Origin of the sequence: Luteolibacter arcticus, from assembly GCF_025950235.1 — a bacterium.
In the GTDB taxonomy this organism is placed as follows: Bacteria; Verrucomicrobiota; Verrucomicrobiia; order Verrucomicrobiales; family Akkermansiaceae; genus Haloferula; species Haloferula arctica.
Genome location: NZ_JAPDDT010000011.1, coordinates 19,914 through 36,187, shown reverse-complemented (window position 1 = coordinate 36,187; position 16,274 = coordinate 19,914). Strand labels below are relative to the sequence as shown.

At 64.9% G+C, this 16,274-nt stretch carries 12 protein-coding genes; 9 read left to right on the top strand and 3 right to left on the bottom strand.

Annotated elements, in window-relative coordinates; genetic code table 11:
* The first annotated feature begins 20 nt into the window (after positions 1-20).
* Complete coding sequence (gene gatA, locus OKA05_RS20700) at positions 21-1,448, top strand: Asp-tRNA(Asn)/Glu-tRNA(Gln) amidotransferase subunit GatA (protein ID WP_264489100.1); 1,428 nt, start codon at positions 21-23, stop codon at positions 1,446-1,448.
* Here gatA and OKA05_RS20695 read toward each other — a convergent pair.
* Together OKA05_RS20695 and OKA05_RS20690 are read right to left on the bottom strand one after the other, a co-directional pair.
* Positions 1,438-3,939, bottom strand: a complete 2,502-nt coding sequence (locus OKA05_RS20695) for a DUF4132 domain-containing protein (RefSeq protein WP_264489099.1) — start codon at positions 3,937-3,939, stop codon at positions 1,438-1,440. The two genes, gatA and OKA05_RS20695, sit on opposite strands and share 11 nt — an antisense overlap.
* 24 nt (positions 3,940-3,963) lie before the next feature.
* Positions 3,964-4,281, bottom strand: a complete 318-nt coding sequence (locus OKA05_RS20690; protein WP_264489098.1) for a hypothetical protein — start codon at positions 4,279-4,281, stop codon at positions 3,964-3,966.
* A 222-nt stretch (positions 4,282-4,503) separates the two neighbouring features.
* Between OKA05_RS20690 and rplI the strand changes: the two genes are divergently transcribed.
* The 3 genes from rplI (at position 4,504) to OKA05_RS20675 (ending at position 5,988) form a co-directional block, all read left to right on the top strand.
* A complete protein-coding gene (gene rplI, locus OKA05_RS20685) occupies positions 4,504-4,977 on the top strand; it encodes a 50S ribosomal protein L9 (protein ID WP_264489097.1) in 474 nt (157 codons plus the stop codon).
* Positions 4,978-5,314: 337 nt separating this feature from the next.
* On the top strand, positions 5,315-5,575 hold the full coding sequence (locus OKA05_RS20680; protein ID WP_264489096.1) for a type II toxin-antitoxin system Phd/YefM family antitoxin: 261 nt from the start codon (positions 5,315-5,317) through the stop codon (positions 5,573-5,575).
* A 20-nt stretch (positions 5,576-5,595) separates the two neighbouring features.
* Positions 5,596-5,988 (top strand): type II toxin-antitoxin system VapC family toxin, encoded by a 393-nt coding sequence (locus OKA05_RS20675; protein ID WP_264489095.1) that lies wholly within the window; start codon positions 5,596-5,598, stop codon positions 5,986-5,988.
* Between the two features lie 113 nt (positions 5,989-6,101).
* Here the strand turns inward: OKA05_RS20675 and OKA05_RS20670 are convergent, their stop codons facing one another.
* Positions 6,102-6,482 carry a hypothetical protein gene (locus OKA05_RS20670; protein ID WP_264489094.1) on the bottom strand — a complete coding sequence of 127 codons (381 nt, stop codon included), beginning with the start codon at positions 6,480-6,482 and terminating at the stop codon, positions 6,102-6,104.
* 304 nt (positions 6,483-6,786) lie between these two features.
* Here OKA05_RS20670 and OKA05_RS20665 point away from each other — a divergent pair, with 304 nt between their 5' ends.
* The 5 genes from OKA05_RS20665 (at position 6,787) to OKA05_RS20645 (ending at position 16,230) form a co-directional block, all read left to right on the top strand.
* Entirely contained in the window at positions 6,787-7,251 is a 465-nt protein-coding gene (locus OKA05_RS20665) for a hypothetical protein (protein WP_264489093.1), read from the top strand.
* Positions 7,252-7,331: 80 nt separating this feature from the next.
* A complete protein-coding gene (locus tag OKA05_RS20660; RefSeq protein ID WP_264489092.1) occupies positions 7,332-8,081 on the top strand; it encodes a tellurite resistance TerB family protein in 750 nt (249 codons plus the stop codon).
* Between the two features lie 300 nt (positions 8,082-8,381).
* Positions 8,382-10,589: a sialate O-acetylesterase gene (locus tag OKA05_RS20655; protein WP_264489091.1), complete on the top strand. Its 2,208-nt coding sequence runs from the start codon at positions 8,382-8,384 to the stop codon at positions 10,587-10,589.
* Positions 10,586-15,457: an autotransporter-associated beta strand repeat-containing protein gene (locus OKA05_RS20650; RefSeq protein ID WP_264489090.1), complete on the top strand. Its 4,872-nt coding sequence runs from the start codon at positions 10,586-10,588 to the stop codon at positions 15,455-15,457. The genes OKA05_RS20655 and OKA05_RS20650 overlap by 4 nt, the downstream gene beginning before the upstream one ends.
* 80 nt (positions 15,458-15,537) lie before the next feature.
* Complete coding sequence (locus tag OKA05_RS20645; RefSeq protein ID WP_264489089.1) at positions 15,538-16,230, top strand: hypothetical protein; 693 nt, start codon at positions 15,538-15,540, stop codon at positions 16,228-16,230.
* Positions 16,231-16,274: the final 44 nt, after the last annotated feature.

Here is a 16,274-nt window from a genome sequence, read left to right as displayed (position 1 = left end):
ATCACTCGGCACTTCTTCCCATGTCCCTCGCTTCGGCCTCCATTTCCGCCCTCCGCAAGCAGCTCGTCGCCGGTGAAATCACCGCCGTCGATATCGTCGATGCGCTGGCCGCCAGCATCTCCGCCCGCAATGGCGAGATCGGCGCTTACCTCTCCACGAATCTCGATGACGCCCGCGCCCAAGCCGCGGCGGCCGATCTTTCCAAGCCACTCGGCGGCATCCCGATCGCGCTGAAGGACAATATCAACGTCCTCGGCCAGCCCTGCACCTGCGGCTCCAAGTTCCTCGCGAACGGCTACACCTCGCCCTACGACGCCCACGTCACCGGCCGACTGCGGGAGGCCGGCGCGGTCCTCTTCGGCCGCACGAACCTCGATGAATTCGCGATGGGCTCCGCGACCGAAAACTCGGCACTGCAGGTCACGCGGAATCCTCACGACACGTCCCGAATTCCCGGCGGTTCGTCCGGGGGCTCGGCTGCGGCAGTGGCCGCGGATCTCGCCATCGCCGCGCTCGGCTCGGACACTGGCGGCTCGATCCGCCAGCCGGCATCGCATTGCGGCGTCGTCGGCCTGAAGCCCTCCTACGGCCGCGTTTCCCGCTACGGCCTCGTCGCCTTCGCCTCCTCGCTCGACCAGATCGGCCCGATGACCAAGTCGGTCGCGGACGCCGCGCTGCTGCTCCAGGCAATCGCCGGCCCGGACCACCGCGACTCGACCTGCCTGAATGTCCCGGTGCCGGATTACTCAGCCGACCTCGCCAAGGGCGTGGCCGGCATGAAGTTGGGCATCCCGAAGGAATACTTCGGCGAGGGCATCGACCCGGAAGTCCGCGCCCGCGTCGAGGCCGCCGTGAAGCGCCTGGAAGCCGCTGGCGCGGAAATCGTCGAGATTTCCCTGCCGCACACCGAGCACGCCGTCGCCACCTATTACATCATCGCCCCCGCCGAGGCGTCGTCGAATCTCTCCCGCTTCGATGGCATCCGCTACGGCCAGCGCGCCGCGAATCCCGCGGACCTGCTCGATCTCTACAAGCGTTCCCGCGAGGACGGCTTCGGCCCGGAGGTGAAGCGCCGCATCATCCTCGGCACCTACGTCCTCTCCTCCGGCTACTACGACGCCTACTACACCCGCGCCCAAAAGGTCCGCACCCTGATCCGGCGCGACTTCGAGGACGCCTTCCAGCAGGTTGACGCCATCCTCACCCCGGTCGCCCCCTCCCCGGCGCGCAAAATTGGCGAATTCGCGGACGATCCCCTCCACGAATACCTCTCCGACATCTTCACCCTCGGCCCGAATCTCGCCGGCCTCTGCGCCATCTCCGTCCCCGCCGGCACCGTGGCGTCCGACTCCGGCACCCAGCTCCCCGTCGGCCTCCAGATTCTGGCCCCCCACATGGCGGAATCGACGCTGCTGCGCGTCGCCAAGGCGGCGGAGATCACTCCCTGATCCCGCCCTTCGCCGCAGCGATCTGCGACAGGATCTGCGGATCCTTGATCGCCGTGTCCTTCGACAGCATCAGGATCTTCGAAAAGATCTCCGCGATCCGCCGGTCGTCTTCCTCGAGGAATGGCAGATAGAGATCCGGGGGCTGTTTCCAGGACGTCTCCGGCACGATGCACAGGTGCCGACCCTCACCTAGAAACACCGCACCGGAAGCAAGGTGGACACGGTAGGTCGCCAGCTGGCCCTCGATTCGCGCGAAGTGCCCGTCGAGGCTCACCCCTGGCAGCTTCAGTCTTCCTACGAGCCCGCGAAGCAGTTCGAAGCGCTGAGCCATCAATTCCGCCGAGGGAGATCCCGCTCCGCCGACGGTGTGTGCCACCGACACGAACAGGTCGAGGTCACGCATGACCTCGGAAAAGATCGTGGCCGGGACCTCATCCAAGTCGAGAAGCCGACCGTCCAGCGCGAGGAAAGACACCGCCCCGGTGACGACGCTTTCGGTCTCCGCGAGGTAGTAACCACATTCCTCCAGACACAGCTTCGCAATCACGCCGAGCGATCGGAAATGCTTCTTCGGTTCCGGTTCATGACTGATGCCCTTGGTGGTCCAACCGCGGTTCTTCAGCATGCCTCCTAACGGCGACGACGCGACCCGGTGGCCGGCGAATCGAAAGGATTCCGGCGAGGTGGCCTCCTCCGCCGAGGTCACGACATAGAACTCGCGGAACACCTGCTTGATCGCCTGCACCAGCCCGGTCGCGAAACAGAGGTTCCGCCACGCCGCTAACCCGCCGTTGTGTTCAAGGTGGATGGCATGAGCGATGATGAGCGGTCCATCTCCCAAGGAAATCCGCCTGCCGTCCACGGTGACGAGCGATTCGCCGTCCTCGCCCGGGAGGCCGCATTGCCCATCCGCACGGAGAAAGACCAGTGAGGAAATCAGGCCGCGAAGCAAAGGCGCGCGCCATAGCGCGTCGAAGTGGCGGCGCTCGAACGAGGCACCGCTGGTCATCCGGATTTCCAAGGCGCGGCGGAAGCGGCGGCCCTGATCCTTCAGCAGGTCGCGCGTCGCTTTCAGCTCCTTGAATGCGGGCGACTTCTTCATCGCAGCCGGCACGGACTTCAGCGCTTTCCCCCACTTCTCGATCGCCAGCGATGGCCCGGCGCAATCGAACTCCAGGAAAGCCCGGCAGCCGTCCTCTTCGAACGACAGGCCGGCACCGGCGGCGGATTTTGATTCGATGTCGAAGAACAACTCGTCGGCATCGTGGTAGCCGGCATGCCGGGCGAGGTTTTGCAGCGCGACCTCCCCGCAAATCCGGTTGTTCGCCTGACGTTCGGACCCGAACCGCTTCGAGCCCTTCAAGAACTCGTCGATCTGGACGTATCGCCGCTGCACCTCCGCCTCGCGTGACGGCCCATCGGCCGGCAGGGGAAGCAGGGAGTAAGCCTTGAGCGCCATCTGCCCGTGGCGCTTGAGCGCCGCATCGAGCCTGGCCCGGTTGGTCCCCTTCACGGCATTCAGCACCATCGCCTCTTCCGCGGTGGCAAGAGACTCACAGAACCACTCGACAAGTTCGGCCGGAACCTCATCCATGAGCTGTTGGAGTTCGTGAACCTCGAACTCTCCAGACTCCGGCGGGTTCTCGACATATTCGACCCGCCGTTCTCCGGGCATTCCCTCGCGGAGATGATCTTGAAGCACCAGCAGCTCCTTGAAGCCCGGCTTCTTCTCCAGCAGTCGGCGGATGGCGGGACCTCCTTCCTTCGAATGCTCCACGACCAGAACGAGAGCCTTCGAGTCGAAGCCCTCCAGGAGCTTGGGCAGGCAAGCCACCTCGTCCGGTTCGAGAGCCGATGATGCGAGCTTCGCGACGGCTGCGCGCCGCAAATGCAGCAGCGGGTTCTTTTGCGATGACTGCGGGGGACTCGCCAGCGCCGCGGCGCACCGGCAGGCCTGAACGAGCCATTCGATCCCAGTGAAGGGCACAGCGCGCAAGAGTCCGCAGGCGGCCTCGTCCATGGTTTCCAAGGCGAGGGCGATCTTCCTCCTGAGCCTCGCGTCCAAGGCCTCCTTCACCTCGAGCTTTTCCAGCTCCAGCCCGGACGAAATTGCTCCAGCACGAAGTTCATACAGGGCCTCCCGATCCGCTCCGCTCAACATCAGGTCGCCCAGATTGCCGCGGCAGCAGTCGACTACGCGCCCGAACCACTCGTCATCCAGACAACCGCCGCATTCCGCCAGTTCCAGCCAGAATGGCCCGTCATGGACGTAGGCACAGGGCAAATCCACACGGAGCTGGGCCTCGATCACCTCGCGGGCGATCCGCCATGGACCGTCTTCGCCTCGCCGTTCGGCCATCGGTCGCGCAGCCCGCTCGCTCTGCACCCAATCGAGGAACTCGGCCTGCTTGGAGTAACGCACCACGTCGAAGTGGTAGCCCAGTGGTCGGTCAGCCCAGTAGCTGCGAAACTCTTCAAGCGGCGTGCTCATTGCGTCAGCGACCCCGAGCCAATGTCATCCACCCACCAGCGGCAACACCCGGATAAAGGTGATGTCTCGCGCGTCAGCAGGCACCCATTGCTCCAGATCCTCCAAGGGCTCTCCTTCCACGAGAACCGCGAATAGGCCACGGCGAAACCCATCCAGCGCCTCATTCTGCCTGGCCTGGATCCCGGCTTTTCCCACTTTTAACTCCCGGACCTCGATCTCCCGCACCACCGCCCGGCGAATCAAATCGCCGACGGTGACCGATTCCCCGGCTTCGAGCGGGAAGTCGATGCGAGCCGCCTCGCCATCCGGCCCTCCAACCTGCTCGAAATGAATGCGGAACATGCCGCAGAACTAGCCATCCCGGTCGCTGGTGGCAAGCTGCAGCCCGCTGGCATCACAGGTGCCCGGCCCATTCCAGTCTTCGGAAAAGCGGCCCTATTCCAGCTCTGGAGCTTGATTTTCAGGTGCCTGCCCCGCCTTTTGCCCGGAAACTGGGTTTCTCCCCTTGACTCCGCATTCCCAAACGCCTACCTCCGCCGCCCCAACAAACGACCCGCGACGCTCATGGCCAACGCTCAAGTCATTCTCAAAGAAAAAATCGAAGGTCTCGGTGCCGAGGCTGATGTCGTCAAAGTGCGTGCCGGTTACGCCCGTAACTTCCTGATCCCTCAGGGCAAGGCCTACGAAGCGACCCGCACGAACCTCCGCCACGTCGAGAACCTCAAGGCCGCCCGCGCCCAGCGCGAAGCTGTCGAGCTCGAAGGTGCCAAGGAACTCGCCACCAAGATCTCCAAGCTCCGTCCGAAGTTCACGCTCGAACTCGGCCAGGGTGGCAAGGCCTTCGGCTCCGTCACCTCGCTCGACATCCACAAGGAACTCGAAGCCGCTGGCATCAAGATCGATCGCCACGCCATCGAGCTGGAGAAGCCGATCAAGAAGTCCGGCAAGAGCGACGTCATCGTCCGCGTCCACCCGGAAGTCACGACCATCCTCACCATCAACGTCGAAGCCAACGGCGTAGAGGAATCGGAAGGCTGATCGCCCCGGCGAGAATAGAAAATTTCCCAAAAGCGCGGTTCCCGGAAGGGCACCGCGCTTTTCTTTTGTCTTCCGTAGGCGCGCTGGTGACAGCGCGGAACGGTCCGTGCGCTCCGCTTCCCTTCTCTGCTCTCGCGTTCTCACGAGCGCGCCGAAGAAAGCTCTACGGTCTCCCCAGCCCCAACGGGGCGCCATCCCTCAGCCCAAGGCAAACGAAGTGCCGCCCTGGGACCGGCAACGGCAAACCATGGCGCCCTTTCGGGGCGCGATACGGGAATGGGCCGCTTCCTCCTTCCCCGCATTTGACCTTCCTGACCAACTTAGCTAACTTCCCATTATGCAAGTCACCATCCACGAGGCCAAGACCCAGCTTTCCAAGCTGATCGCCGCGGTCGAGCGGGGCGAGGAAGTGATCATCGCCCGGCGGGACAAGCCGGTGGTGAAGCTGGTGGCCGCGGATCCCGCGCCGCCCAACCGAAAAAGGGCTCTCGGCTGTCTCAAGGGAGACATGTCCGATGAACTACTCGAGTTCCTCACCAATAACCCGGCCTTGGACAAGGAGATCGAGGAGGAATTCTACGCGTGGGAGAAGGACTAGGAGGCGAATAAAAGCAACGGATGAGCTGCCTCTTGGACACCCCTACGCTGCTCTGGTGGTTCTTCGGCGATCCACGTCTCTCCAAGAGTGCCTTGCAGGCTCTTGAGGAAACCAGGAGGCTCTGCTGGTCGCCGGTCAATCTTTGGGAGATCGGCGTGAAGATGGGTGGCAGTGGTTATTCCGATTTCCGAGTGCCCGAGCGTTGGGATCTTTTGCTAACAGAGATGTTTGTTCGCTTCGCCGTAACCGAACTCCCGATCCGTCCCGCCCACTGCCGCCGTATCCAGGATCTGCCGTTTCACCACAAGGACCCCTTCGACCGCATGCTCGTCGCCCAAGCACAGGAAGAGCAGCTCACCATCATCAGCTCCGACGAGGTCTTCGACGCCTACGGCGTGAAGCGCATCTGGTGAGCTGCCCCGCACCACCGCCCCCAGGTCAGGCAGCAGCAAACCAAGGCGCCCTGTAGGGGCCCGATACGGTACCAGCCCCCCGATCAAACCGGCTCGCCCGCCACCCCACGATCTCACCTTCGTGGCTCACCAGTCCTCCCAACCTGCGCCGCCAAAAAACCGCATCGGAAGATCTCGTTTGAGGCCTCAAGGACGAAGTCCGCGCCTTTGGTGGAGAAATCCCACCCGCCGCCAATTGCCTCCCGAACAAGCCACTCAATTTCGTGGCGGGTAACAGTCGGGCATTCCCAATGAACCAAAGGAGAAAGAAGGGGCCGGATCCACGGGTCCTTCTGGATCAGGCCAACCACAATCAGCTTCCTCCCATTGTCAGCTACACTCTGGACTGTGATGTTCAGGTCGTAAACACCCCTGCTCTTCGGTGTCGTCGAGACCTTGTAGCGGAAGACAATGCCCCCAATGGTTGCATTCCTTGCGTTTCGCTTCGAGATCATTCCTTACGGCCAAAGTTGAATTGGCTCACCCGTCATAGGGGTGAATCCACGCATTTTCAAGCCGGCAGGATCGTTCCTTCTGCCGAGGCCGAATGGTGAATGGGCGAGTCACTCCACTTGGTGATTGAGGATCCATGATTGGTGATTCTCCGCCCCCCGTAGGCGCACTGGTGACAGCGCAGAACGGTCCCCCGCGCTCCATATCACCTCATTTCCTCCCTCTTCGTCATCTCGCGGTCATCTTCGGGTGTTCTTGGTCTCGCGTCCGGCGGCGATCCCGCTGCCCGAAATCAAACCGAGACCTATGAACACGACATCCATCCGCATCCTCGCCGCCATCGCACTCATCGCTCCCGCCGCCGCGCGTGACATCCGCCTCGCCGACTGCCCGGAGCCCGTCCGCCAGACCATCCAGACGAACTCCCGCGACGGGAAGATCGAGGAGGTCGAAATGATCGAGCGCCAGGGAAAGACCATCTACATCGCCGACATCGATCTCAAGGGCGGCTACGACCTGAATCTCTACGTCTCAGCCGAGGGCAGCCTCGTGAAAACCACCGAGGACATCCGCCTCGCCGCTGCCCCGGAAGCCGTCCGCACCGCGCTCCGGGGTCTCGGCGGCCGCGTCGACGATCTCGACAAGATCACCGAGGGCAACACCGTCAGCTACGACGCCGACATTGAGCGCCACGGCCAAGCCGATCTCGACGTCATCGTCTCCACTGACGGCAAAGTCCTCCGCCAGACCGAAGACCGCGACGAGGATTGAAAGCGCAACCGTCTTTCCACTCGACCATTTGACGGCCCCCATCGAAGGGTCAGTACCACGCCATTTCGCCCCATCTGACCATGTCTCTTGAATCCTTGTTCTCCAGTCTCAGCAATTCCATCTCCGTCAATTCAAAAAGCGGGAATAGCGCCAAAAGCGATCCCAAGTCACTCCTCAGCGGGCTGTTAGGTTCCGGCGGTGCGCAAGGGGCGCTGGGTGGCGCCGCGTCCGGAGCCCTGGTGTCCCTGCTCATGAACGGCAAGGCCCGCAACAAGATCCAGAAGAACGCGGTCAAGGTGGGAGGGATGGCAGCCATCGCCGGCGTCGGCTACTATGCCTACCAAAAGTGGCAACAGAGCCGTCAGGATTCCCCGCCCCCCGTGCCATCCCAGGCGATCAACGCGCCTGTGACGATCGCGGCTGACACTCCCCCGCCGCTTCCCGCCGACCTCGCCACTGCCAGTTTCCAAGTCAAGGTCACGGGCGAGCTGCCGATGAAGATGGTGCTGGCCATGATCGCCGCGGCCGCCGCGGATGGCACCATCGACAGCGTCGAAATGACCGCACTCGCGGATGCCATCGACACCTCGCCCTTGGAGCCCGCCGAAAAAGGGCGGCTGACCAGCGCCCTGAACCTCCCGCCCACCGTGGAGGAAATCGCCGGACTCGCCAACGGACCGGAGGAAGCCAGCGAAATCTACGGCGCCGCCCTGACGGCCATCGAGGTCGATACACCCTCCGAGCATCTGTTCCTGCGCCGCCTCTCGCGCGCCCTCAAACTCGACGACCAACTGACCGCGACGGTGCATGAGACGCTGGAAAAGGCGTAAAGCTCTCCAATGGAGCGGCGGACCACGACCGTCGCACTTTGGCGGCATGAGCCGCATCGTCGTGGATCCGAATCGGCGACTCACGATGCGGTCTGCTGCCGGCGTCTTCCCAAGGACCGAGACGCAATCTGCGAGTGCGGCCGCCCGTCGCCCTTGACGACCTCCCCTTCCCCCAAAAAGCGGCAATCCGATGGGTGATTGGGAGAGGGCTTGCGAGTCATTTGCGATTTCCCGACACCCCTTCCCTTACCCCATATCGGTAACGCGACAGCCGCCGGATCCGCGGGCATCTTCCTGCTCATGCGAATCCCATTGCGCCTCCTCGTCGCGTGCTGCCTGACCGTGGCGGCATGGGCGAAACCGACGCTCTACATCATCGGCGACTCGACTGTGCGCAATCAGACCGCCGGCCAAAAGGGCTGGGGCGACCCGCTGGTCGCGCATTTCGACCCGGCGAAGATCGAGGTGGTCAACCGCGCCATCGGCGGCCGCAGCAGCCGCACCTTCCTCACCGAGGGACGCTGGGACGCGATCATGGCCAACCTCAAGGCCGGCGATTACGTGGTGATGCAGTTCGGCCACAACGACGGCGGCCCGCTCAATGACGACCGCTGCCGCGCCTCCATCAAGGGCATCGGCGAGGAAGCCGAGGACATCGTCCGCAAGACCGATGGCCTGCCGGAGACCGTCCGCAGCTACGGCTGGTACCTGCGGAAATACGTCGCCGACACCAAGTCAAAGGGCGCCACCCCGGTCGTGCTCTCCTTGATCCCGCGGAACATGTGGAAGGACGGCCGCGTCGGCCGCAGCACGAATGACTACGGCCTGTGGGCCAAGCAGACCGCCGAGCAAGCCGGCGCTTCCTTCATCGACTTCAATGGCCTGCTCGCCGACCGCTACGACGCGCTCGGCGAGGAAAAGACCACCGCGATCTTCGCCAAGGGGGACCACACCCATCCGAATCCCGCGGGCGCGCAACTCAATGCCTCCGTCCTCGCCGGAGCCCTGCGCAAGACCGACCTCGCGAACTACCTCCTGCCCGCCGATCTCTGGCTGCCCCGCATCTTCAGCGATCACATGGTGCTCCAGCGCGACACCGCGAACCCGCTGTGGGGCACCGCCCGCCCCGGATCGCCCGTCACCGTCTCCATCGCCGGAAAAAGCGCCACCACCACCGCCACGGAGGAGGGCAAGTTCCGCCTCGATCTCCCCGCGCTGCCTGCCGGCGGTCCGCACGTCATCGAGGTGAAGACCTCCGATGCCTCTCGTACTTTCTCCGATGTCCTCGTCGGCGAGGTCTGGCTCTGCTCCGGCCAGTCGAACATGGACTTCACCCTCGCGAAGACCGCCAAGCGCTCGTTCTCCGGCTGCGCGAATTGGGAGCAGGAAGTCCCGCAGGCGAATCACCCGCAGCTCCGCGAGTTCAAGGCCGAGTGGACCATGCGCGAGGACCCCCAGCCGGAAGTCGATGGCGCGTGGAAAGCCTGCACCCCGGAAACCGCCGGCGACTTCTCCGCGGTCGCCTACTTCTTCGCCCGCGAACTCCAGAAGGAACTCGGCGTGCCCGTCGGCCTCGTCACCTGTGCCTTTGGTGCCAGCACCGCCGAGGCGTGGATCAGCAACGACAAGCTCGCTGCCGACAAGGCCTTCAAGCCGCTGTGCGATGCCTTCTGGAAGAAATTCATCGCCTATCGCGACACCCCCAGGGCCTTCGAGGATTACGGCAAGGCCATCGCGAAATGGACCGCGTCTAACAAAACCGGCCGCGGCCCCGGCCACCCGGATCCCGTGCGCGACCAGCACAATCCCGCGGTGCTCTTCAATGGCATGATCTCGCCGCTCGTCCCCTACGGCATCCGCGGCGCGCTCTGGTATCAGGGCGAGTCGAATGTCGGCACCCGCCAGCTTTACCCCACGCTGCAGAGGGCACTGATCGAGGACTGGCGCACCTGCTGGGGCCGCGACGACCTCCCCTTCCTCTTCGTCCAACTCGCCCCGCACAAGTCACCGCTCCCGGAGCCCGCCGCCAGCAGCCTCGCCTCGATGCGGGATGCCCAGTCCTCATCGCTCGCGCTGCCCCACACCGGCATGGCCGTCACCATCGACATCGGCGATGAGAAGGACGTCCACCCGCGCAACAAGCTCGGCGTCGGCCATCGCCTCGCCCGCCTCGCCTTGCACGGCACCTATGGCAAGCAGGACGTCATCCCCTGCGGCCCGGTCTTCAAGATGTCCGAGATCGAGGACGGCCGCGTGGTCCTGCACTTCGACCACATCGGCGAAGGCCTCGTCGCCAAGGACGGCCCGCTGAAACAATTCGCGATCGCCGGCGACGACCGCAAGTTCGTCTGGGCCGATGCCGAGATCGAGGGCGACAAGGTGATCGTCTCCAGTCCCTCCGTCCCCCGCCCCGCCTACGTCCGCTACGCCTGGGCGGACAACCCCGCCGGCGCGAATCTCACCAACTCCGAGGGCCTTCCTGCCGCTCCATTCCGCACTGACCCGTGAAGCGACTTCTTCTTCCTCTCCTCATCGGCAGCGCCGCGGGCCAGACCATTCCCGCATTCCCCGGTGCCGAGGGCTACGGTGGCTATGCGAAGGGCGGGCGCGGCGGCGACGTCTATGTCGTCACCAATCTCAATGCCTCGGGCGCAGGCTCATTCCGCAATGGCATCGAGACGGTCCCCACCGCCGGGCGCACCATCGTCTTCGCGGTCAGCGGCCACATTCACATCAATGGCCTGCGCCTCACCGGATCGAAGGTCACCATCGCCGGCCAAACCGCACCGGGTGATGGCGTCGGTCTGGTCGATGGCACCTTCCGCATCTCCGGCGACGATGTCGTGGTGCGCCACCTGCGTTTCCGCCATCGCAAGGGCGGCAGCGGCGGCGACTGCGTGAACCTCGACAGTGGCTCGCTCAATAGCGTGCTCGATTCGGTCTCGATGCAGTTCTCGACCGACGAGAACTTCTCCAGCTTCAACAGTCCGCCGGAAAACGTGACCATGCAGTGGTCCGTCAATGCCTGGGGCCTGGAGTCGCACTCGTGCGGCGGCCTGTGGGACCAGAATCACGCGACCTGCCACCATTCGCTGTGGGCCCACAACCACACCCGCAATCCGAAGGCACGGCCCGCCGGCTTGTTAGAGTGGACGAACAACGTCACCTTCGACTGGGACATCGGCTTCATCATGGGCGACTCGGAGACACCCGCGTCATGGAAGGCCAACGTGATCGGAAACTACTTCCTCTCGCCGCCCGGCAACACCCGCTCCCGCGCGCTCGAGAAGGCGACCGTGGATCGCAATGGTGCCCCGAACTTCTCCGTCCATCTTTCTAACAACCGCCACGACAGCGATGGCGACGGCATCCTCAATGGCACCGACAAGGGCTACGGCATCGTCGCCGGTTCCGAGTTCCAGGCAGGCGATCCCGCGGGCGCGAACCGCTACGCCAAGTCGCTCACGCCTTTCGCGAACACCGGTGCCATTCCCGTGTCCACCGATGATCCGGTGGTCGCCTTCAAGAAGGTCGTCTCGAAGTCCGGCGCGCTGCGGCTCGACATCGATCCCGCACGACCGCTGCGCGATGAGGTGGACACCCGCCTGATCCAGAACCTGGTCAACCAAACCGCCAACCACATCACCCGCGAGTCCGATCTCGCCGGCGTCAGCAATGGTGGCATCGGCACGCTGAACTCCACCGCCGCGCCGCTCGATCTGGATCGCGACGGCATGCCGGACTATTACGAGAGCGCGCTCGGCTGGAATCCCGCGCTGCAGGATCACAATACCGCCCTTCCTAATAGCGGCGGCCTCCTCACCGGTACCACCTTCATGCCCGGGGGCACACCGGCCGGCTACACTCGCTTGGAGGAATACCTGCACTTCCTCGCCATCCCTCACGGCACCGTCGCGAAGAATACCGCCAGCGAGCCGAGCAGCGTGCCTACCAGCGTGCAGGTGGACTTGAAAAAATTCACCTCCGGCTTCTCCAGCTCTCCTGTCTTCACGGTCTCTAACATCAGCAATGGCGACATCGCCCAGAGCGGCCCCGGCAATCATCTCGTCACCTTCACCCCGGATCTCAATCACGTCGGCCGCGCCCGCTTCGACTTCATGGTGACCGATGCCGCCGGCCACTCGTGGACGCAGACCTGCGCCTTGCTGGTGACGAATGCCGGCCTGCCGCGCGACCTCAAGTGGGTCGGAGGTCTCGCATCGAATGCGTGGGACGCCACCACCAACAACTGGTCGAGGAACGGCACCGCCACCGCGTTCAGTTTCGGCGACCGCGTGGCCTTCGATGACAGCGGCTCGAAATCCCCTGCCATCAATGTCACCGGCACCGTCTCCCCCACCTCGATGGATGTCGATGCCACCGGCAACTACACCACCACCGGCACCGGCTCGATCGCCAGCAGCGGCCCCTTGACCAAGCGCGGCACCGGCACGCTCACGCTTGGCAATACCGGCGGGAATTCCTTCACCGGCATCACCTTGGCCAGCGGCGCACTCACCATCGGCAATGGCACCGCGCTCGGAGGTGCCCCCCTGCGCATCGAAGGCGGCACCCTCAACATGGGGGCGAATGCTCCCGGCAGCGCCATCACAATTGCCGGCCCGGCGACCATCACCGGCGGCGACGGCGGCGGCGCGCACGGCCTCGGCGCGCTCTCCGGCAACGGTCCGCTGACGATCCAACAGAACAACGTCTTCGACCTTGAAGGCGACATGAGCGGCTACTCCGGCACCCTCACCTTCACCGGCAACAGCGGGGTGCGCCTCTTCGGCTCCACCGGCAGCGCCGCGGCCACGTTCAATCTCGGCAACGGCACCACCTCGCTCAACAAGCGCAGCAACGTCACCACGCCCATTTCGTTCGGCGGGCTAGCAGGCGGCGCGAGCACCACGCTCTCCGGCGCGACCGGCGGCGGCAACACCACCGCCACGGCCTACCAGATCGGCGGCAATGGCAGCTCCACCGTCTTCTCCGGAAACATCGGCAATGGCGGCGGCACCACCTCCATCACCAAGACCGGCGCAGGGACCCTCACGCTCGCCGGCACCGGCAGCTACACCGGCGCGACCACCGTGAGCCAGGGCGGGCTGCTGGTCGATGGCAGCCTCGGAAGTACGGCAGTCACCGTAGCCAGCGGCGCGCTGCTCGGCGGCGATGGCTCCGTCGCAGGCGCGATCACTGCTAGCGCGGGGGCATTCCTCTCGCCCGGCACCGAGCCTTTCACCGGCGCGACCTTCACCGCCAATGGCGGCCTCGCGCTCAATGGCAACACGCTCTACTTCGACATGGCGAATACGCCCGCCGGAGCGAACGACCGCATCGCCATGAGCGGCACGCTCGCCCTGACCGGCACGCAATACTTCCAATTCCTGCTGCTCCAGGGTCCGCTCCAAGCTGGCACCTACGACCTCATCACCGGCGCGACCAACAGCACCGTCAACGGCGTGAACCTCACGCACAACCTGCCGAACGACTCGCGCCAAACCTTTGCGCTCGGCCGCAGCGCCGCGGGCTTGAATCCATCGAAGGTCTGGCTGACCGTCACCGGAAATCCCGCCACCCTCACCTGGACTGGTACCACCAACGGCACCTGGGACACCACCGCCACGGGCAATTGGACCGGTGCCTCGCCGGACAAGTTCTACAACAACGATGATGTGGTGCTGAACGACATCACCGCCACCACCCGCAGCGTCGCGCTCTCCGGCACCGTCGCCCCGCGCACCGCCACCATCACCACCACGCTCGGCTACACCTTCACCGGCACCGGCTCCATCGGCGGGAATGCCGCGCTGACCAAGAATGGCAGCGGCACCCTGACCTTCGCCAATACCACCGCGAATACCTTCACGGGCGGCCTCACGCTGAATGCCGGCACCGTCGCCCTGGCCAATGACACCGCCAATGCCAGCGCACTCGGCACCGGCCCCGTCACCCTCAACGCCGGTGTGCTGTCGATGTACGACAACGATAGTACCTACAACACCTTCACCGCCGCCCTCGTCGTCCCCGCCGGGGCTACCGCCCGACTCAATGCCGACTCGCGCGTGGACCTCTACGGCACGCTCGCCGGTGCCGGCATGCTGAACTTCTACGTGCCGTGGGTTCGCACCACGATGTTCTCCGATTGGTCCGCCTTCACCGGCACCATCAATGTGCTGACGGATGGCAGCGGCGGCGACTTCCGCATGGGCACCAGCTACGGCTTCCCCGGCTTCCCGCAGGCGACCGTCGCGCTCACCGACAAGGTCTGGACATACTACACCGGCACCCTCGCCCAGGGTGAAGGCACCACCGTTTCGATCGGCGCGCTTTCCGGCACCCCGTTTTCCGTCCTTCAAGGAGGCGCCACCGGCGGCCGTGCGCTCACCTACCGCATCGGCGGCAAGAACACCGACGCCACCTTCGCCGGCACCCTCTCCGAGCAAAACACCGGCACCGCCACCACCTACATCAAGACCGGCAGCGGCACGTGGACGCTGAGCGGCAGTGGCGCATGGAATGGCGGCACCAATGTCGAGCAAGGCACGCTCAGGCTCACTGGCACCTTCACCAGCGCCACCGCCACCCAGGTCATGCCCGGTGCCACCCTCAAGCTTGAAGGCGGCAGCCTCACCACCGACGCCACGAAAATCGCCAGCGGCGCGTCCTTCTATGGCCACGGCACCATCGCCTCCGACTTCGTCCAAGACGGCACGCTCGATGGCCGCGGCCACGTCACCGGCACGCCCGGCACCCTTGCAATCCAAGGCAGCGCATTCCTCGGCAGCACTTCGCTCAATCGCCTGCGCGCCGGAACTTCCTCCGACCTCATTGCGGTGGAAGGCGATCTCGCGCTCGGCGGCACCGTACAGGTCAGCCTCGCTCCCGGCACTGGCTTCGGCCGCTACCCGCTCTTCACCCATGGCGGCGCCTTGTCCGGCAGCGCGCTTCTAACAGGCATCCCCATCGGCACCACGGCCCACCTTTCCACCACCATCGCGGGACAAGTCGCGCTCGTCATCGACGACACCGACGAAGACGGTCTGCCCGACTCCTGGGAGCAGTCGAACTTCGGCGGCCTCACCCAGACCGCCACCGGCGACAAGGACAGCGACGGCACCTCGAACCTCGTCGAGCACCGCCTCGGCCTCGACCCATCGAGCGGAGCCAGCGCCTTCAAGGCCAACTTCGCCGGCCGCACCATCACCTGGCCGAGTTCCAGTGGCATCGTCTTCACCGTGAAGCGCAGCGTCACCCTCAGCCCCGACTGGCAATCCGTCGGCAGCGTGACCGGCGGCCCGGGCAACACCGCCTCTTTCACCGATCCCGCTTCCTTCGAGAAGGCCTTCTACAAGATCGAGTTCACTCCGTAGCCGCGTAGCGGAACGGCTGCGTAGGCGCGCTGGTAAAAGCGCGGAACGGTCCCCGCGCCCCGCCCCCTCCATCCACCTCCATGCCCGCTTTCCTCCAAGCCCTCTGCGCCGCGCTGATCCTCCTCACGGGAATCGCCAGCGCCCACGGCGGCTATGAGAGCGAGACCGAGGTCCGAGTCTTCCCGGACCGCATGCGCATCGTGGTCCGCACTTCGCTGCCCTTCGCGTGGAAGATCCTCGGCAACCGCGCACCCGCCGCCACCGATGAAGCGGGCCAAGCCACCGCCAAGCCCCTGCTCGCCACCGCTGCTGCGAGTCTCTTCGAGGTCACCGCCGGTGGCGCCACGCTGACTCCTTCCAAGTCCGACTGCGTCTTCGAAGTCCACGACCTCCACGACCACGCCGCTTTCACCCTCGACTTCCCCCGTCCCGCCGCGTCGCCCGTCGCGGTGAAGGCCACCTTCTTCCCCCTCCTCGGCGAGCTCGATACCGGCACCATCGCCGTCTTCGACCAATCCGCCTCGCGGTTCCAGCGCGACGTGGAGCCGCTGCTGAAGACCTCCATTTCCGGCGAGAAACCCGGCATCACATTCGACCTCGGAGCACCCGCAGCAAGCAGCCCTCCGGCAGCACCCGCTTCTTCACCCCCGATTCCAGCGCAGACTCCTGCCGCGCGCCCTTTTCCCCTGCCTATCGCGGTCGCCATCGCGTTTCTCATCATCGGCGTGATCGGGTTTCTGTGGAAACGATATCACAACCGCGCCGGAGCCTAGGCTGCCCGGCGTAACCCGTTCATGGCATCGACGCCGGACGCCGG